Origin of the sequence: Ruegeria sp. HKCCA5426 (genome assembly GCF_013034585.1) — a bacterium.
Classification (GTDB): Bacteria; Pseudomonadota; Alphaproteobacteria; order Rhodobacterales; family Rhodobacteraceae; genus Ruegeria.
The window spans coordinates 117,898-137,000 of record NZ_WQGH01000004.1 but is presented as its reverse complement, the minus strand read 5'-3'; the positions used below and the strand labels follow the sequence as shown (position 1 = coordinate 137,000).

The 19,103-nt window shown below is 55.1% G+C and carries 16 protein-coding genes and 2 tRNA genes; 10 read left to right on the top strand and 8 right to left on the bottom strand.

Annotation, left to right across the window (positions count from 1 at the left end; all coding sequences use genetic code 11):
- The first annotated feature begins 16 nt into the window (after positions 1-16).
- A complete protein-coding gene (locus tag GOV87_RS07925) occupies positions 17-1,051 on the top strand; it encodes a Hint domain-containing protein (protein ID WP_171211406.1) in 1,035 nt (344 codons plus the stop codon).
- Between the two features lie 76 nt (positions 1,052-1,127).
- A complete protein-coding gene (locus GOV87_RS07920; RefSeq protein WP_171211405.1) occupies positions 1,128-1,796 on the top strand; it encodes a DUF1638 domain-containing protein in 669 nt (222 codons plus the stop codon).
- 5 nt (positions 1,797-1,801) lie between these two features.
- Here GOV87_RS07920 and GOV87_RS07915 read toward each other — a convergent pair whose 3' ends face one another.
- Positions 1,802-2,212 carry a SufE family protein gene (locus GOV87_RS07915; protein ID WP_171121559.1) on the bottom strand — a complete coding sequence of 137 codons (411 nt, stop codon included), beginning with the start codon at positions 2,210-2,212 and terminating at the stop codon, positions 1,802-1,804.
- A 136-nt stretch (positions 2,213-2,348) separates the two neighbouring features.
- On the opposite strand from GOV87_RS07915, the gene GOV87_RS07910 reads away from it, so the two are divergent.
- Positions 2,349-2,876: a hypothetical protein gene (locus GOV87_RS07910; protein ID WP_171124859.1), complete on the top strand. Its 528-nt coding sequence runs from the start codon at positions 2,349-2,351 to the stop codon at positions 2,874-2,876.
- A 6-nt stretch (positions 2,877-2,882) separates the two neighbouring features.
- Here the strand turns inward: GOV87_RS07910 and rnd are convergent, their stop codons facing one another.
- From rnd to purM, 3 genes are all read right to left on the bottom strand, one after another.
- A complete protein-coding gene (gene rnd / locus GOV87_RS07905; RefSeq protein ID WP_171211404.1) occupies positions 2,883-4,040 on the bottom strand; it encodes a ribonuclease D in 1,158 nt (385 codons plus the stop codon).
- A 116-nt stretch (positions 4,041-4,156) separates the two neighbouring features.
- The gene (purN, locus tag GOV87_RS07900; protein WP_171211403.1) at positions 4,157-4,753 is read right to left on the bottom strand and encodes a phosphoribosylglycinamide formyltransferase; all 597 of its coding nucleotides are present in this window, start codon (positions 4,751-4,753) and stop codon (positions 4,157-4,159) included.
- The gene (gene purM, locus GOV87_RS07895) at positions 4,750-5,796 is read right to left on the bottom strand and encodes a phosphoribosylformylglycinamidine cyclo-ligase (RefSeq protein ID WP_171211402.1); all 1,047 of its coding nucleotides are present in this window, start codon (positions 5,794-5,796) and stop codon (positions 4,750-4,752) included. Before purM ends, purN begins: the two co-directional genes overlap by 4 nt.
- A 107-nt stretch (positions 5,797-5,903) precedes the next feature.
- On the opposite strand from purM, the gene GOV87_RS07890 reads away from it, so the two are divergent.
- A tRNA-Ile gene (locus GOV87_RS07890) sits at positions 5,904-5,980 on the top strand.
- A gap of 347 nt (positions 5,981-6,327) precedes the next feature.
- On the opposite strand, the gene GOV87_RS07885 is transcribed toward GOV87_RS07890, so the two are convergent.
- Entirely contained in the window at positions 6,328-7,647 is a 1,320-nt protein-coding gene (locus GOV87_RS07885) for an ATP-binding protein (protein WP_171211401.1), read from the bottom strand.
- 44 nt (positions 7,648-7,691) lie between these two features.
- On the opposite strand from GOV87_RS07885, the gene GOV87_RS07880 reads away from it, so the two are divergent.
- Both GOV87_RS07880 and GOV87_RS07875 read left to right on the top strand, forming a co-directional pair.
- Positions 7,692-8,606, top strand: coding sequence for an MBL fold metallo-hydrolase (locus tag GOV87_RS07880; RefSeq protein WP_171211400.1), 915 nt, complete (start codon positions 7,692-7,694; stop codon positions 8,604-8,606).
- A gap of 75 nt (positions 8,607-8,681) precedes the next feature.
- Positions 8,682-8,756: transfer RNA gene (locus GOV87_RS07875), tRNA-Asn, on the top strand.
- Positions 8,757-8,803: 47 nt separating this feature from the next.
- On the opposite strand, the gene GOV87_RS07870 is transcribed toward GOV87_RS07875, so the two are convergent.
- Positions 8,804-9,016, bottom strand: coding sequence for a hypothetical protein (locus tag GOV87_RS07870; RefSeq protein WP_171211399.1), 213 nt, complete (start codon positions 9,014-9,016; stop codon positions 8,804-8,806).
- A 93-nt stretch (positions 9,017-9,109) separates the two neighbouring features.
- Positions 9,110-10,255, bottom strand: coding sequence for an amidohydrolase family protein (locus tag GOV87_RS07865; protein ID WP_171211398.1), 1,146 nt, complete (start codon positions 10,253-10,255; stop codon positions 9,110-9,112).
- Between the two features lie 16 nt (positions 10,256-10,271).
- Here GOV87_RS07865 and GOV87_RS20650 point away from each other — a divergent pair, with 16 nt between their 5' ends.
- The 3 genes from GOV87_RS20650 (at position 10,272) to GOV87_RS07850 (ending at position 15,105) form a co-directional block, all read left to right on the top strand.
- A complete protein-coding gene (locus tag GOV87_RS20650; RefSeq protein ID WP_371813482.1) occupies positions 10,272-10,493 on the top strand; it encodes a helix-turn-helix domain-containing protein in 222 nt (73 codons plus the stop codon).
- A 129-nt stretch (positions 10,494-10,622) separates the two neighbouring features.
- Positions 10,623-12,248 (top strand): murein L,D-transpeptidase, encoded by a 1,626-nt coding sequence (locus GOV87_RS07855; protein WP_371813479.1) that lies wholly within the window; start codon positions 10,623-10,625, stop codon positions 12,246-12,248.
- Between the two features lie 112 nt (positions 12,249-12,360).
- Positions 12,361-15,105: an AsmA family protein gene (locus GOV87_RS07850; RefSeq protein WP_171211396.1), complete on the top strand. Its 2,745-nt coding sequence runs from the start codon at positions 12,361-12,363 to the stop codon at positions 15,103-15,105.
- A 10-nt stretch (positions 15,106-15,115) separates the two neighbouring features.
- Here the strand turns inward: GOV87_RS07850 and GOV87_RS07845 are convergent, their stop codons facing one another.
- The gene (locus GOV87_RS07845) at positions 15,116-15,616 is read right to left on the bottom strand and encodes a hypothetical protein (protein ID WP_171211395.1); all 501 of its coding nucleotides are present in this window, start codon (positions 15,614-15,616) and stop codon (positions 15,116-15,118) included.
- A gap of 673 nt (positions 15,617-16,289) precedes the next feature.
- Between GOV87_RS07845 and GOV87_RS07840 the strand changes: the two genes are divergently transcribed.
- Positions 16,290-19,028: a cation-translocating P-type ATPase gene (locus GOV87_RS07840; RefSeq protein WP_171211394.1), complete on the top strand. Its 2,739-nt coding sequence runs from the start codon at positions 16,290-16,292 to the stop codon at positions 19,026-19,028.
- Positions 19,029-19,103 lie beyond the last annotated feature (75 nt).

The window sequence follows — 19,103 nt, the reverse complement described above, 5'->3', positions numbered from 1 at the left end:
TTTTACGAGGTAGTTTATGCCTACGACGTTCAATGTGCTTTTCCTCGGAACGCTTCCGATCATCGACCCGACCGAGGGCAACAACACTGCTGAAAACGCGAGTGCGCTTGTCGGCCAGACCTTTGGTGGCCAAGGCGACCCCCTGTTCGAGGAAGCCGCTGTCTGGAGCCCGGTGGGAAATCCCGGCGGCACCTATGAAAACAACGCAAGTGTCGACACCGACTCTTTCTCGATTGATGGCAACACGGCCCAATTCGATGCGGCGGTCGCGTATAACGCTACAATTACCTATGTCGACGGAACTACGGCGAACATAACTGCCGTAGTGGCGCAGGATGATGCTGGAAATACCTATCTGGTACCGGAGTTTTCGGCCAACACGGATCAGGCCGCGCTAGAGGATCAGGGCATCCGCTCCGTAACCTTCAACAGTATTAACACAGATACAGCCAGCGGTCTGAACTCTAACCGCCAAGAGTGGGACATTGCCACGTGCTTTACCACCGGCACCCTGATTGAAACAGAATACGGAGCTGTCGCGGTTGAAGACCTTCGGATCGGCGACAGGATTAAAACACTGGATCACGGATTGCAGACGTTGCGCTGGGTCGGTCGCCGAACCGTTCGCGCCACCGGTGCATTCGCGCCCGTTCTTTTCAAGGCCGGAGCACTTGGAAACAGCAGGGATTTACTGGTGTCCCAACAGCACAGAATGCTGATTGACACTTGGCAGGTTGAGTTAAACACCGGATTTTCCGAGGCGCTGGCGCCCGCAACCCAATTGGTGAACGGCAATGACATCGTGATGCAAGCAGGCGGCCTTATTACCTACTATCACCTGATGTTTGATCAACACGAACTGGTCTGGGCCGAGGGGTGTTTGACCGAGAGCTTTCATCCGGGCATCCAAGCCTGGAATAGTTTGACCGACGCGACACGGACCGAGATTCTGAACCTGTTCCCGACACTGGCAGATCAAGGAATTACCGCATACGGTCCCCCTGCCCGTCCGTCGCTACAGCACTTCGAGACGCAAGCGTCGGTCGCCTAGCGCGGGATGTCGTAAGCAGGCTTGTCTTCACCCCGATTTCGGCCTTTGATGTCGCAATCGCAGCCGGAACAAAGCCATGCAGCACAACAGCCCGCCAGATGACGAAAGCCTGACGTCGCAAGGCTATAGTGAAACCGGGCGCTCGGGCAGTATTCTTCTGCTGGCCTGTGGCGCGCTGGCGCGTGAAATTCTTGACCTGAAAAATCGTAACGGCTGGGATCACATATCGCTGACCTGCCTGCCCGCGATATTGCATGTTCATCCAGAACGGATCACGCAAGCTGTTGAAGAGGCCGTCGCCAAGCATCGCGACGAATATGACCAGATCTTTGTTGTCTATGCTGATTGCGGCACCGGGGGGCTGCTCCAAAAAGCCTGTGCCGAATTGGGGGTTGAGATGGTTCAGGGCCCGCACTGCTATTCGTTTTTTGAAGGCAATCAGGCCTTCGACGCGCGTGGCGAAGACGAAACCACGGCGTTCTATCTGACGGACTTTCTGGCCCGCCAATTCGATGCCTTTGTCTGGAAACCGCTGGGCTTGGATCGTCACCCCGAACTCAGGGACATGTATTTCGGGAATTACACGAAACTGGTCTATCAGGCACAGACGGACGATCCGGATCTGACAGATCGCGCCCGCGACTGCGCCGACCGGATGGGGCTGGCGTTCGAGCGTCGCTTTACCGGGTATGGAGACCTTGAAACCACGCTTGCCGATTGGGCCACTCGCGCGCCCAATAACTAACGGGGTCAGGCGTTTTCCTGAGCCACTTCCCGAATGCGCTGGATCATCGCCCGCAGGCCATTTGAACGCTGGGCGGACAGGTGATCATTTAGGCCCAGCCGCGCCAATTCTCCGCCTGCATCGACCTTTGGCACCTCTGCAACCGGCAAGCCGTTATAAAGCGACCGCAGCACAGCGATCAGGCCCCGCACGATCAACGCATCGCTGTCGCCATCAAAGCGAAACACACCACCTTCAATAATGGGTTGCAACCATACTTGGCTGGCACAGCCATTCACCTTGGTCGCGGGCACCTTGAGCGCATCGTCCAACGGCTCCATCGCTTTGCCCTGTTCTATGACGTGGCGGTACCGGTCTTCCCAGTCCTCCAGAAACTCGAAATCCTCAACGATTTCTTCAAAGGCTGGCGTTGCCATCTTGCGGCGATCCTTTTGTTGCGACCATACAGGAGAACTATGCCGCGCACCCGCATCTGTCCAGCCCTGCCATGGGTTTTCAAAGCTTGCAAATTACGATAACCCATTGCGGAATTTAATGCTCTGAGCTGGGTCTATGCAAAAATCACTGTCACTCCTTATGATCGCCGCACTGACACTGTCTGCCTGCAACAGTTGGAGCGACTCGCGGGCGAACCCATCCAACTGGTTCGGGTCCAGCACGTCGACCCCACCACCCACCGAGGCGGCCTATGACCCCAACGTCCTGGTACCGCCAGAACGCGAAGGGTCCGGCCTGTTTTCAAGACCTGATCCCGTGGACAACAGCGTGCCGATCGCCAAGGTTGATGAGCTGCGGATTAACCCCACGCCCTCGGGTGCCATCATTTATGTAAGGGGTACCGCTGCGCGCCAAGGCGCTTATGGGGCCCAACTTGTCCGGGTTGAAAACGCAGAGAACCAAAAGAACGGGGTTCTGGAGTTCACGTTCCGGGTCAGCTACCCCAGCTACGCCACCAATCAGGGGACAGAACGGTCACGAGCGGTGTCCGATGCGGTTAATGTTAGCCTGGATGACCTGCAAAACACCCGTCTGGTTCGGGTCGTCGGTCAGCAGAACGCACTGGAATCCAGGCGCCGGTAACTGTCGCTAAAGCGTGACGACCTTCACCGTTTGCCCCTTGGCAGCCAAAGCGATCTTACCTTCACACAGTTTGAGGGCGTCCTCGCCGAACACCTCGAAACGCCAGCCTGACATGGCCGGCACGTCGCGCTCACCGGCGGCAATCTGATCCAACTCGGAACTGGTTGCGATCAGCTTTGCCGCAACGCCCGCGCTTTCGGTTTTTGACTTCAGCAACACGCGCAAAAGGTCCGCCAGCGCAGGATTGACCTTAAGCTTGTCTCGGCTGGTGTCCACGCGCGGCATTTGTTCGGGCGGGCAACTGACCCCTTGTTTGACAGCGTTCAAAATACCTTCGGCAATAGCCCCCTTGCGGGCTTCGCGCAGCAACAAACGAGAGCCACCCAGGTCTGACGGCGATTTCGGCTTGGTAGATGCAAGTTCGATCAGTGCATCATCCTTGAACACACGGCTGCGCGGTACATTATTTTCCTGCGCATAAGCCTCGCGGAACCGGGCCAATTCGCGCACGACGGCCAGAAACTTGGCGGAATTTGTCCGCGTCTTTACCCGCTTCCAAGCGTCTTCTGGGCGAATATCGTATGTGTCAGGCAAGGTCAGTGTCCGCAACTCTTCGGCGACCCAATGGCTACGCTGGGATTTCTCCAACTCAGCGGCCAAATGTTCGTAGATTTGCCGCAGGTGCGTTACATCTGCCAGAGCATAGTTTTTTTGCGCTTCGGACAGTGGCCTCCGGGACCAATCTGTAAAGCGTGAGGTCTTGTCCAAACCTTGTTTGCAAATCTTGCGCACCAGCGTTTCATAACCAACCTGTTCACCAAAACCGCAAACCATCGCCGCCACTTGCGTGTCAAACAACGGCTTGGGGAACACGCCAGCCTCGACCCAGAAAATCTCAAGATCCTGCCGGGCCGCATGGAAGACTTTGACAACACTTTCGTTAGCAAAAAGCTCGTACAACGGGTCCAGCGACAGTCCGTCCGACAAAGGATCAACAAGAACAGCACTGCCCTCGTCCGAGGAAGGAACCGCAAGTTGCAGCAGGCAGAGTTTGGAATAGTAGGTGCGTTCCCGCAGAAACTCGGTGTCCACGGTGACATAGTCATGATCCGCAGCCGCCGTGCAGAACTCGGCCAACTCTTGCGTCGTTGTCAGGGTTTTCATTCGTGGTGCTATTCTTGCTTTTGTTCTTTGTGACTGCCCGTCAGTTTTTTGACATACCGAGCCGTAGTGCAGACCATAGGCCGAATATCACGTAAGTGTAAATCACCCTGAAATGTTCAAGGCAGCAACACCGGGGTGCGATCCGCGCCTGCATAACGTCTAAGCACCGCCGGGTAGAGTTTGTGCTCTAATACCAGGACACGTGCAGCCAGCGCTTCGGGCGTCTCATCTGGTTCAATGTTCAAACGGGCCTGACCCAGGATTGGACCGTCATCCAATGCGGCCGTGACCTCATGAACCGAGCAGCCATGTTCAACATCGTCTGCTTCGATTGCCCGGGCGTGGGTATTCAAACCCTTGTATTTTGGCAACAGTGACGGGTGGATATTCAGCATCCGGCCCTGAAATCGCGACACAAAATCCGCCGTCAAAACCCGCATGAAACCAGCAAGGCACACGATGTCAGGTTGGGCTTGCTCCAAGGGCTTCAGCAACTCGGCCTCAAAAGCGGCGCGGTCCCCCTTGAACGGTCGGTGATCAACCGCAGCCGTAGCGATGCCGCGGTCGGCGGCTTTCACCAAGCCGCCCGCCTGCGGATCGTTGGACAGCACCAGACACGGTCGCGCAGGGTGATCGCCAGTCATGCTGTCGACCAGCGACACCATGTTGGAACCGCCACCCGAAATTAAGATCGCGACGCGCTTGTAGCTCACAGCAGGTGGCCCGAATAAGATACGCCGGGCACGTCTGTGACGCTGCCGATCCGGGCAACGGTCTCACCTGCCTCGGCCAACAAAGTGGTCAGTTCATCTGCTTGCGCGGCGTCGCAAACGACGATCATGCCGATACCGCAGTTGAAGGTCTTTAGCATTTCAGCCTCGGCTATGCCACCAACGTCAGCCATCCAGCGGAAAACGGGCGGCAAGTCCCACGCATTCAGATCAATCTGCGCACCCAACTCATCAGGCAGTACCCGCGGCAGGTTTTCAGTCAGGCCGCCACCAGTGATGTGCGCCAGCGCGTGAACGCCCCCTGCCCGGATCGCTTGCAACGCCTGCTTGACATACAAACGCGTCGGCGTCAGCAGCGCCTCGCCCAGCGAGCCTTCGCTGAACGGCGAGGCGGCATCCCAGCCCAGCCCCGAGAGTTCAACCAGTTTGCGCACCAACGAATAGCCGTTGGAATGCACCCCGTTCGAGGCCAACCCTAGCAGCACATCACCCTGCTGCACGTCTGCGGGCAGATGCGCGCCACGCTCCATCGCGCCGACCGAGAAACCGGCCAGGTCGAAATCGCCTTCGGGGTACATGCCAGGCATTTCCGCGGTCTCACCCCCGATCAGGGCGCAACCAGACTGTACACAGCCCTCAGCGATGCCTTCGATGATCCGCGCGGCGGTATCTGTGTCCAACTTGCCGGTGGCGAAATAGTCGAGGAAGAACAGCGGCTCGGCGCCCTGACAGATCAGGTCGTTGACGCACATGGCCACCAGATCAATGCCCACACCGTCAACTACACCGGTATCAATGGCGATGCGCAGCTTGGTACCTACACCATCGGTCGCGCCCACCAGAATCGGGTCGCTATAACCTGCGTCCTTGAGGTCGAACAGCGCGCCAAATCCGCCCAGACCGCTCATCACGCCCGAGCGGTTCGTCCGCTTGGCCGCAGGCTTGATCCGGTCGACCAGAGCGTTCCCCGCATCAATGTCAACGCCTGCATCAGCATAGGTGATTCCGTTCTTGCCCGCTGTCATGGCCAACCCCTTATGAATGGTTCACGCGCGGGTTAGTCGATTGTTGGACATGTTGCAACGGTCAGGCTTGACGCGGCTGTTCACCGTGGTACGCAAGGCGCTTAGGCGGGCCTGTAGCTCAATTGGTTAGAGCAGAGCGCTCATAACGCTTTGGTTGGGGGTTCGAGTCCCTCCGGGCCTACCAAAAAACCGCTTCAACGCAAGCCCACATACTGACAGGCTGTGTAGAATTCGTCACAGGGTTCAAACCACCCGAAATAAATCACGCCTGCGATTACGACACCAATAAAAATAAGCAACTTATTCAAAATCTTAACCTCACCATTTACCAAGGCGCGCAAATCAGAAATTTCGACTTTCGGTCAATGTGAATACACCGACGCGAAACACGCGCGACCGGACCTTTGACCTAAATCCCCGACAGACGGCCTAAAAAAGCATAAATGCTCTCTACCTTTCCTTCGGATTCATCCTAGCACATTTTGGCGATTGTCAAAAAACCTACGTCCAAAGCGGACCAGTTGCCCCGAGTCATCGACCGATGATTATGTCCGCGCACAGCCCGCCCAGCCTTTCGCTTTTGCCCAAACGTAACACCCCGCCATGCGCGCGCGCGATGTCCGAGACGATCGCAAGGCCAAGACCAACACCGCTGCCCTGATTCTGATTCCGCGCGGGATCAAGGCGAGAAAACGGTTTAACTGCCTCGGTGCGCTGATTCTGTGGAATACCGGGGCCGTCATCCTCAACCCGAAAACGGATCGTCTTGGGCGTCATCGACAGGCTGACTTCGGCCTTGTTACCGTACCTGACCGCGTTTCCGATCAAGTTCTCAACGGCCCGGCGAATGGCAGTGGGACGCAGCAAAGCCGTACCCTCGCCCTCGACCGAGACCAAGCTGGCTTCGTGACCCGCGCGGCGTGCATCCTCGACAATCTGCCTCAGCAAAATCTCGGGCTGAACGGTTTCCGGCGGGCCCTCTGCGGCCCCGCGCGAAAAGTCCAGAAATGCGTCCAACAGCAACTGCATTTCATCCACATCCTGTTGCAGCGGCGCGGCTTCATCGTCGGGCAGCATGGACAGGCCCAGTTTCAGTCGCGTCAACGGGGTTCTGAGATCGTGACTGACCCCCGACAACATCAGTGTGCGCTGTTCCATCTGGCGTTCAATTCGCGCGCGCATGTCCAGAAACGCACTGCCCGCTGCGCGGACTTCAATTGCCCCACCGGGTGAATAAGGCACAACCCTGCCCCGGCCAAATGCCTGCGCTGCATTCGCCAGTCGAGTGATCGGCCGAAGTTGATTGCGCATGTACAAAAAGGAAATCGAAGTCATGATCACCGCGAAGAAAACCATGGTCACGATCAACTGGTGCGGCGCGGTTGGGGACAAGCGACGGCGATCCAGTGTCAGCTCAAGCAAGCCTAGATGGGTCCGCATATACAGCCGCGCCTGATCGCCCGTTGGCAGAGCGACTGCCACAAGATCCAGCAATTGTTCGTGCAGATCGGCTTCTACCTGTGGCGCGATGAAGTCATACCATCTGCGGTATCCAATATCGGGCCCTTCATTGATCCCTAGAAATCGGGCCTTCATTTCCAATGAGGCAATGTCCTGTCGAATCGCGGCAATGGCCTGATGCTGCGTTTCGGCGTCTGCCATCGTGTCTGTAATCAGGTCGACCTCACGTGCAGCCGCGCTGGTCATTTGCGCGGTCACATCCTCAAGGTGTTTTTGAATGAACGCGACGCCGACCACCAACAGAAGAACGATCACCGGAAGAACCAGGATCAGAACCGCACGCGCATAGAGACTGCGCGGCATATAGGATTTGAGCCACCGACTGGACATGCGCTAAACCTAACGGGCTGATCCGACAAGAGAAAGAGTACAGAATGCAGGCTCCCGACGATTTCAACCCGCGCCCCGGTATGGCTGTCGAGTTACAGACGGGCCTAAGGCGCATTCTGGCCCCCAATCCATCGCCAATGACATATCGGGGCACCAACACATATCTATTGGGTGATAAGGACTGCGCCGTCATTGATCCCGGCCCACTGAATGAGGGTCATCTTCAGGCGATTCTGGATGCTTTGCAGCCCGGCCAGCGGATCAGCCATATTATTGTAACGCACACGCATCTTGATCACTCGCCCCTTGCCGCACCATTGGCCGCCCGCACAGGTGCCCCGATTTTGGCATTTGGCGGCCCCGAATCTGGCCGCAGCGCAGTTATGTCCGAATTGGCGGAACAGGGCCTCGCAGGCGGCGGCGAAGGCATCGACACCGATTTCCGTCCGGATATCGAGGTTTCAGACGGCGAAGTTATCCAAGGCGACGGCTGGCAACTCGACGTCACTCACACCCCCGGTCATCTGGGCAACCATATCGCGCTGGGTTGGTCGGATGTCTGTTTTTCCGCAGATCACGTCATGGGTTGGGCCAGCTCTCTTGTGTCACCACCAGATGGTGATCTGACTGATTTCATGAACGCCTGCTACCGCCTGCGCGAACGTGACTGGAGCAGTTTTCATGCCGGTCACGGAGCACCGATTCAGAATCCAACCGAGCGTCTGGACTGGCTGATCAATCACCGGCTTGAACGCGAAGCCCAGATTCTGACCGCACTGGAGGAAAAGCCCGGCACCGCACGCGACCTGGCCGAAAGGATATACACAGAAACCCCTGCGGCCCTTCTACCCGCCGCCGAGCGCAATGTTTTTGCACATCTTGTCGATTTATGCGGAAAATCAAAGGCTTCACCAAAAGGCCAGCTTTCCGTGAATGCGCTTTTTGAAAGGTTGGGCTAACCAAAGAACTTTTTTCAGCTCTTATGACGATCTTGTCTTGTCGGCCAAAAACGAGGTTGCTATACGGCCCTCAGTTCCGGCGTAGCTCAGCGGTAGAGCAGTTGACTGTTAATCAATTGGTCGTAGGTTCGATCCCTACCGCCGGAGCCAAAATTTCCCAAATATTTCAAAAGTTTACCAATCTCCATCTTCGCGACCTATGCATTGTGAGCGGCAAATTGCCAAAATTTTGCCAAAACTTTCTTGGCAAGATCTTGGCAAGATCTTGGCAAGCTCAATTGCGACAAGTCGCCCGAAACTAATGCAACCAATTGTTTTATAACATTATTTAATGGCACCCCATCTTTAAGACCAATTGATTCGAGAAAATTGGTCGTAGGTGGTCTCAAATCTGAAGTTCGCTGTTCCATTCACGAACTTCCGGAAACGCAGGAATGAATCGTTTACTGCAGCCCGCGCGGAAGGCTGCTTAGCGGGACGAAGCTGCCGCTTGAAGTTGTAGGTTATTTGTTCTTTATTGCCTTTCCTGGCAGTAACTCTGTGTCGATCTCTCCATCACTGATGAGCACTGTTCCGTTGACGAGGAGATACTCTACGCCCACCGAAGCTTCTGCTGGTTTGTCGATGTTGGCTCGATCACTGATCGTGTCTGGATCGAATACGGTGATGTCTGCGTCCATGCCTACTTGCAGACGCCCTTTGCGTTCCATTGAAGGTACGAGACCGTCAAAGAGTTGCGCAGGGATTAGCGAAACCTTCGCGATAGCTTGAGGCCAATCCAGAAGTTGATCTTCTCGCACCCAGACCCTCAAAAACTTGGCGAATGTGCCAGCGCTCCGGGGATTTGATTGCGCATTCTCGGGTACAGGCCAAGTGCTCCCAATAACCGGAGTCCCATCTGGGAGAGTGTACGGTATTGAGTCCGATGCAATGGCGATCCATGGTTTTGCTGTTACCTGTTTCAGGATTTCAGCGTCACTGGCTTTCTTTTCATCCAAATACTCCATAATTATGAATTGCCCTGGATCTTCCTCTTGCTCGTTGCGGATATCAGCTTCGTCTTCGATCCAACGCTGTTTGGCCACTAGGCGAACTGAGTCAAAATCGATTCCCATCCGGTTTCGAAACTCGTCGCCCTCCTGCAAGAGTACCGCTGAGGCAATAGGCATTGTTGCGATCCCGTAGGGATAAACCTCGGTCGTCACATCGACACCCAATTCCCTCGCCGACGCCACCATTTCGGCGGCCGTAAGTGTGTCGTGGAGATTTGTTGAATGCAGGTGGCAAATATTAGTTCGCGCACCAGTAGTTGCAGCTAGACCGAGGACCATGTTGAGACCTTCAAGCGAGCTCAATGGATCAACCTGCGACCAATTCCTCATATGTGTACTGATCGGAACGTTGTTTTCGGCCGCAGTCTCCCAAACACGTTGAAGTTCCTTGCCACCGACACCGGGAACGTAGCCAGAATTGACACCAATCCCGAGTGCGCCTTCATCAAGGCCCTGTTGCAGCAAGGAGAGGACATCTTCTAGTTCTTCTTCGGTGGAGACGTCCGTAGTCCAGCGTGGATACGCGAAAGCACTCTGATACCATGTTGCCGTAGGTTCCTCCGCATGGCCTGGCTTGGACGGGTTTGCAAAATTCATCGGTTTGCATCCCAAAATGCTTCAAAGAGAACTTGCAAGACACGGCACGACAGGAGCAAATCTCGTAGACAGCGCGAAAATGCGTCAGGCGGAGCAATGGCTGACCGAGGGGCGCCTTTCTATAACAGATATCGGAAAGAACTTGGGCTACAAAAACCCAAGTGCGTTTACACGAACGTGTCGCCGTTGGTTTGGATCGTCGCCTTGCCGGTTAAAGCACGACCTCGATGTTCGATGATATGCCCGTGAAGTAGGTCCGCTTTGCGAGCAAAATCTGAGAACAATAAATTACGATTTGATTATACAAAATGTTGGAGTATCCTATGTTACAGCAACCAAATATAGATTGACTAGTCAGGAGGGGATGGTGAAAGTTCTTAGATCAGTGGTTGCAACTGCACTAACTGCAACGCTGATAACATGCCCTAACTTGGGCGCAGCAGACCAAGTCTCGGAGCAGATAAAAGCGCTGCTGCAGTCAAATACGAATGCGAGTAGTACACTTTCAAACAGCAAGAGTTTGGATGCAGAAATCCTTGTACCTCGTTTCTATACGGACAGAGAATTTACGCCAGCTTGGACCAGTTTTGAATTGGTTGACGAGCTTTTTGAGGAGTTGGACGGAGCAATTGATCAGGGTTTTACGCCGAGTGACTTCAAACTAGAAGAGCTTCGATCCGCATTCAAAGCCTCACAGGATGGCGATGCCTCCAGTCGAGCTTTATTCGATATTCTGGCGACTGACGCGGCCGTAAAACTCGTACACCATTTGGTGTTTGGAAAAGTCGATCCAAATGCGCTAGACGACGCTTGGAATTTCTCAAAGCCAGTAATACAACAAGACCCTTCCGCTGTATTGAGCCACTATCTTCAAGATGAAGGCTTCAGCGCTTTAATTGAACGCATCGATATCGACAACGCGCAATATACGATGCTCGTTGATGCATTGAGAAAATACAGAGCTATCGCATCAAAGGGAGGCTGGAACACAGTCCCCGAAGAAACGGTTCTGAAGCCGGAAATGGTGGATCCTGCCGTCGCCGAACTGCGCAAAAGGTTAGCGACAGAAGGCTACGATGGAACAAATGAATTTCCAGAAATCAGCCAAAGCGGTATAAATCCAGCTTGGGTTTATGACGATCATTTGGTGCGACAGGTAAAAACCTTTCAAAATCGTCACGGCTTGGAGGCAGATGGCGTCGTTGGTGGTAAGACCTTCGCGTCTCTCAACAAATCTGTCGAAGATCGCATAGATAAATTGCGGCTCAGCCTGGAACGAGGCCGCTGGCTCATGCGCGAAATCGACGAAGAGTTCGTGCTGGTAAACATTGCAGGCGCTCGTACTTACTTGGTCACGTCCGATGGGACGCTTTGGACCACTCGGTCGATCACAGGATCAGCCTACCGAAAAACCCCAGTGTTCCGAGATGAAATTGAATACATGGAATTCAATCCGACTTGGACTGTTCCCGCCTCGATTTTTCGGAAGGATAAGCTTTCGCGCATCCGCAAGGATCCAGCCTATCTGGCGCGCAACAATTACGTAGTTCGGAACAAAGACGGGCAGACGATTCCTGCCAACGCTGTGAACTGGGGGGCAAAGAACCCTGGCGTCACTTTGGTTCAGCAACCGGGTCCAGACAATGCGTTAGGATTAGTCAAGTTCATGTTTCCCAACGAATACGCAGTGTACTTGCATGACACCAACGACCGCAGTCTCTTCGACCGAAATGAGCGAAACCTAAGTTCAGGCTGCGTGCGTCTTGAGTATCCATTCGAATTTGCCAGCCTTTTGATGGAGGGAGAGCCGGACTGGAGCCGGCAAAAGATGCAATCCATCCTGGATAGCGGGAAGACAACGCGAGTTAACCTACCCGAGCCCATGCCGGTCCTTTTGACCTATTGGACTGCGTGGGTCGAAGATGGGACCGTTCATTTCCGCGAGGACCCTTACGAGCGAGATGCTCGAATACTTGCGGCTTTGGACCGATGAACACGTCATCCTAAAAGAGATGCGCAATTCTAAGCGTGCTAAATTGCCAGTAGCATTGGTGACTTCTAATTGGCGGAAATTCGAAGCAGTGTGAGCTGCAATAGGGGAGCACATGAGGGTTTGGCTCGTAAGAATAGTTGGGCTTGTTGCATTTCTAGCCTTCGCTGCAATCGCTTTTGTCTGGTTGTTGCTTGCTGCTCCGATGTTCTCGGACATGCGACGTGGCCTTGTAGAAAGAGTACTATCGGAACAAATTGGTCGGCCTCTGTTGGTCAACGATGATGTAAGCGTCGTGCTTGGACGCATTAGTCACATTTACGTCGGCGGGGTGGTCATCCCGAGCCAGACAATGCCGGAGTCACCACTTGTAGAATTGAATCTGCTTGAACTGGAGTTGGACATTGCCGCGTTGACCAATGGACGTCTGCATTTTGACAATCTGGTAGTGGAAGGCCTCCAAGCGAATATTCTTACAGCCGCAGACGGCACAACAAGCTGGCGAAAAAACGGGCCAACACCCAAGCCGGTGTCCGAGGAAACTGTATCAGCGGATGATCAAACAGACGTCGCTAGCGCTGATAGGATCAATGAAAGCGACACTGAAGGCAGTGGGATCCTGAACTTTCTGAGCGACAAGAACGTCAGTTTCACGTCTATCGGGTTAAACATCGACGACAAGGTCTCGGGCTTCTCGTTTGTATTTGACCTCCAGTCACTCGCGCTCGCACTAGTCGACAATGGGCAACGAACAAAGGTCTATGGTTCCGGCTCCGTCAACGGTCAGGGTTTCAATATCGATGGCGACTACCCTCGCGCCGCGCCATTTACGACGCGGGCCAGTTTTGGAGAAATGACCGTGAGCTATGATGGCGAACCCTTCACGGAAGACGAAGGTGGTGGCTATCGAGCTGTATTGGAGATGGACACCGGAGAATTCGGTGATTTTCTGGATGTCATTGGATTGGAACGTGTTTTGGAAGGCAATGGCCAGTTGCAAGCTGAACTCGTGTCCCAAGACGCCCTAAAAATCGAAGCGTTTACAACCACCGTAAGCTTGGAGGGAGGGCAGAAACTTGAAGCTGAGGGTTCAATAGATGACCTCTACACCGCTCAGGGCGTCGATCTGCTTTTCAATGCGCGGCTTCATCCCGAAGGACAGCCGCCGCCAGCAGCAAAAAGTATCCAAGAGCTGAAATTCACCGGCTTTGAAATGCATATGGTCGGATCTCTGACGTCCTTCGAATTCGAGAAGCTACTTTTTCAAACAAATGCGTTTGACCAGGGGTTAGACGTAATCGGTCCAGCCTCTATCGAAACCATTCGTCGCATGCCAGACGGCCGGCTCGCCATGCTGGGCATCGCGCTGCAAGCCGGTCCAATTGAAGAGCCTGTCCTGAAAGCCGAGGGGGAAATTCTCGATCTGCTTCAGCTTCAGGACGTAACTTTCGATGGGGAGCTGAACGGGCCCGCCAAGTTGATTTTTCCCAACCTCGATAAAAGCTACGTAGACCAATTCGGCGGTATCGAAGCTGATTTCAACATATCCAATACAGGCGGCCCGGTTTCTCTCAATAGGTTCAATGCTACCAACTATGGCACCGAACTATGGGCGCTCGATCTCGCACTATCTGTCAACGAACTCAAAGGTCTGGCCGGTCTCGATTTCGATGTGGAACTGGATGTCGACGACGGTGCCCAGTTTCTGACCGCGCTCAACCTGCAACCTGTTGAAATCGGAGCACTCGCTATCGATTCTGAAACCTCCAGGCAGGGTGAAGACTTTGATGCCGCAATCCAGTTCGAGGCCGGGTCTTCGCATCTTCGTGCAGCTTTGGATGCACAGTTTCCCGAAGGTGCATCCGTCGTCCGTGGCAACATCACGAGTGAAAAGCTCGACCTCAACGACCTGAAGAACCTGACTGCCGTGTTGGACCAACTGAAAAGCTTGATGGGCGAGGCCTCAAAAGAACCTGACGCCGAAGTTCAGCCCTTGGTTTTGCCGAAGGAGACAGATGTCCAGCCCCTGGTGTTGCCAAAGGAAAAAGGGAAACCTGCCGATCTTCTGGATGTGCAACGCGTGCTAAGAGAAGCTGACGTCGAGGTACAAATCGAATTCAAAGAGATTTTAGGCCAACAACGCGTAACATCTGTTTCCAGCCAAATGTCTGCCAAAGAAGGAACCGTGGATTTAGGACCTCTTCAGATGTCTTATGGCGGCGGAAACTTCAGCCTGCGGGCGGTCATGGACCTGATTGACTCACCTGATTGGCTTTCATTGTCAGGATCGACCTCAGGATGGGAATTTGGTGAAATCCTTGATGAATTGGGAATTGGAATTGATGCCTATGGCCGTTTGAGCGGTGAGTTCAACGTTTCTGGCAATACTGCCTCGGGCAAGGCCTTCATCAACTCGATGCGCGGCAACGCGTCTTTGTCGATGTCGCAGGGCTATATCAGCACCAGCTTATTGGAACTGGCGGGGCTGGGCATTTTCCCCTGGCTGTTTTCAGAGGAGTTCAGAAAAGGCTACACCGACATAACTTGCGTCGTTGCCCCGGTTGATATCCAGGCCGGACAAGTCAGTTCAAATTCCATCGTAATAGAAACAGGATCGGTTCAATTGGTTGCAAGGGGGCAAGTGGATTGGCTGAATGATACGATAGCAATAAGAGCGGAGCCGCGGCGCGTTGGCAAACCCCTATCCCGAAGCGCCTGGCCCTTTGATGTGACTGGCCAGCTTTCGTCGCCAAAGTTCAAGCTTGATGTGGGCGGGTCCAGAAACAAGGCCCCTGAAGGCGCTGATGCTATGCCTGCCGACAGGCAACCCTGTGTGCCAGACATCAATCAATTGCAGTAATCGGACGCACCTAGTTCTTCAGTGGTTCCGGCTGTTCGGTCTGACACGCCAGAACCGCTTCGATTGCTTTTGCAGACCCGCTGAGATCTAGTTCAACCTCAGCCCCGCTTTCACCAATAATCGTGACACTTTGGCGTTTTCCAAACTCGGTCACAAATGCCGGGTTGTCGAAAAAGGCGTAACCACCGGGCACGCCATTCTTAAAGACACCCACCGCTTCGCCTTCAAACTTCGCATCACCAAAATCGAACTGTACGACCCCGGTCGCCCCATCCTCGATTTGAATCCAGGCCGGATTAAAAGCGGCAAAAAAGCCGCCGGCCTGATTGGGTGCTGCGCCGATTTCAACGGTCATATCATTTTCAAAGGGCTTCCATGCGAGACAGCCGTTGCCCTTTTCGGGATCAATCAGGATTGTCCAGTCGCCGGTTTCACCCCACCGCTCCATACCAGCGGCATGAAGTAAGCTTGCAAAAAACAAAGCCAATGTTGTCAGCACATACCTGTACATTTTTAACCCCAGATTAGTTTTGAAGGTTTACCCATCCTACCGATCAAGGAAGATCAATCAAACGATACAGAAGAAGCTTATTCAGGACACAAGTTGTTGGAGCGCAACGGTTGAGCCTGCTTCCTGTTCATAGCCGTATACGCTGCTATTAGAAGGAATGCCCGGTTTGAGCAGTCTTCTGCACTTTGCAAAGTCCGCTTTCTGTGCATTGCTGTCATTGGGACATCGCGCAGCATCAGTCAAAATGGGCTCGAGGCAGTCATCCAACGGTTTTTGTCGGATGCCGGCTAAGCGCCGCTAAGCGGCCGTTCGGTCACGAAAAACCGAACTTTCAGCTCTCAATGACTCCTTTGGGCGAAAGCAGACGCTGGTCAAAAATTCGTCAATGATCGCTGCGCGGACATTGCTGCCCTTGACAGGAAGAGCCTAAATGTCGGCTAACCGCGGTCTCTCTAGGCTGGGCGTATTCCATTCAATGGCGGACATCTGCTTTTCTGACCTTTCTCGATTTTGCAGATGACAAAGCTCCGTCGCTGCTGGTATCTGGATAAAGGCGTGCGCATCACAAATTGGAGAACCGTCAATGAACTGCGCAGGTTGGCTCATTGGCTGAGAATGGGCACTGGCACCCCAAGACTAATCCGTTCACGCAATTGCTCATTCGGAGTTGAGAATGTCAGGTTTCGCACAGACAACCCCATCGGTTCTTGGAAACGTGAACGCACCTTGGGTGTTGGACGGTAGAGCGGTCGCCGAAAACCTCGGCGTGAACCCTGAGACGGGATTGAATCCGGACGAGGTGGCCAAGCGGCTTTCAACACACGGTCCAAACCGCTTGGAAGAGACTGCAACAGTTCCGCCATGGAAGATGCTCCTGCGGCAATTCGCAAGCCCGCTGCTGATCATCCTGATAGCAGGTGCTCTTGTCTCGGCCTATACGGGGCATTGGGTTGATGCGATTGCGATATTCGCGATCGCCGTCTTTAACGCCTTCATCTCCTTCTGGCAGGAATATAAGGCCGAGCAGTCCTTGGCAGCCCTGCGGGAGATGTCTGCACCGCAGGCCTTCGTGCGCCGCGGCGGCGAGATCGTCGAGGTACCGGCGGCGGATCTCGTGCCGGGCGATATTCTGCGAGTAAAAGCCGGTGACATTCTGGCCGCCGACATTCGCTTTGTCACCGCCAGCCGGATGCAGGTCGACGAGGCCGCGTTGACGGGAGAATCCGAACCGGTCGACAAACATGCCGATCCGATCGAGGACGAAGACGTCGTTTTGGCCGATCGTCTGAATATGGGCTTCATGAGCACGCAGGTCACTGGCGGCGCTGGTGAAGGCATTGTCGTGGGCACCGGAATGGAGACCGAGGTCGGTCACATCGCTGCCCTCATGTCCTCTGCGAAAGAGCCAAAGACCCCGCTGCAACTCAAGATCGAGGGCCTTTCCAAGGTGCTGATCATGGCGGCCCTGATCGTGGTCGCCATCGTGATCGGCATTGGCGTGGTCAATGGAATGGATGCGGCTGAGATGCTGAACACGGCAATCTCGCTGTCGGTCGCGGCGATCCCGGAGGGCCTGCCGACAGTAGTCACCATCGTTCTGACGCTGGGATCACAAAACATGGTTGCCAGCAACGCCTTGGCGCGACGGCTTTCCTCTGTAGAAACGCTCGGCGCGACCTCGGTGATCTGTTCAGACAAGACCGGCACGCTCACGCAGAACCAAATGCAGGTGATGCAATGCTGGGCCGGTGGCAAGGACTGGGAAGTGACCGGCGAGGGGTTCGATCCGCATGGCGAGTTCCGTTCCGAAGACGGCAGCGTGGCCGAGATCGAGGCCGAAACGGATCTTCGGCAGATGCTGGCCGTCTCCGCCTATTGCAACGATGCGCGTATGGTCGAGGCTGACGGGCGCCCGGCGATCCAGGGCAACCCGACTGAGGGCGCTCTCGTCGTGGCCGCGGCCAAGGTCGGGATTTCCCGCGAGAAGTTGACAGAAGCGCGGGTCGAGGCGCTTCAGCAATTCCCCTTCGATTCAACGCGCAAGATGATGTCTGTCTTCGCTCGATTGCCGGATGGGCGCACTGTACTCGGCGCCAAGGGGGCGCCTGATGTGATCCTGTCAAGGGCGAGCCATGTCCGCATGGCCGGGGAAACGCTTGAGATCTCCCCGGCTTTGCGGGAAGAGATCGAGGCGGTGATCGACAGTTTCGGCGAGAAGGCGCTCCGGACCCTCGCCGTGGCTTATCGGGAGGTGGCAGAAGAGGATCTGGACCATGCCGATCCCGAGCAGCGGATCGTACTGCTTGGCATTCACGGCATCATGGACCCGCCGCGCAGCGAAGTACCCATCGCCGTTTCGGAGGCAACCGGGGCCGGCATCCGATCGGTGATGATCACCGGCGACCACGCCGTGACCGCCCAAGCGATTGCGGAACAGATCGGCATTCGCACCAGCGACGCGCAGACGGTTCATACCGGGGTCGAGCTCGACCAGATGAGCGATCAGGATTTGAAAGAGATGGTGCAGCACGCGGCCGTCTTTGCCCGGGTGACCCCGGAGCACAAGCTGCGCATCGTCAATGCCCTGCAGGAGAATGGCGAGGTGGCGGCAATGACCGGGGATGGCGTCAACGACGCGCCCGCTCTGCGAGCGGCGGATATTGGTGTCGCCATGGGCATCACCGGCACGCAGGTCGCCAAGGACAGCGCTGCCCTCGTGCTGCTCGATGACAATTTCTCCACCATCGTGACGGCAGTCCGCGAAGGCCGGCGCATCTTCGACAATCTGTTGAAATTCATTCGGCAGGCGCTCACCGCCAACGTGGCCGAGGTCTCAACGATCCTGTTCGCCTTCCTACTGATGGGAGCAGACCCGCTCCTGCCGATCACACCGCTGATGATCCTCTGGGTGAATCTTGTATCGGATGGGCTACCGGCTCTGACACTCGGCTTCGAGAAAGCGGAACCCGACCTGATGCAGCGCCCACCGCGCCCGCGCGACGATAATCTGTTCGGCGGCGGAATGAAGGAGCGGATCCTGATCCGGGGAACGCTGCTCGGCCTGCTGACCTTTTATGTCTTCCAGGAGTTTCTCGAACGAGGCGCCTCCTTGGAACACGCCCAGACAGCAGCGTTCATGACACTGATCTTTGCCCAGATCTGGCATATTTTCGACGCCCGAACGACCTCCACGCTCTACCGCAAGTCGCCGCTCGGCAACCGCACCTTGCTTGGAGCGGTGAGCATTTCCATATTGCTGTCTCTTCTCGCCATTTACACCGGCGCTGGACATTTCGTGCTTGGAACAGTTTCCCTGCCTCTGTCGCATTTGCTCGGAGTGTTCTTCATCGCCGCACTGCCCACGCTTCTGTTGTCTGCGCTGAAGGAAATGTTCGGACTGAAATGGCTCTGACGCTACCTTTGCTTAGAACGGCACTGAAGGTGCTAGAATGGACATCCTGAAGCACCCATTCGTTGTCAACTTCTT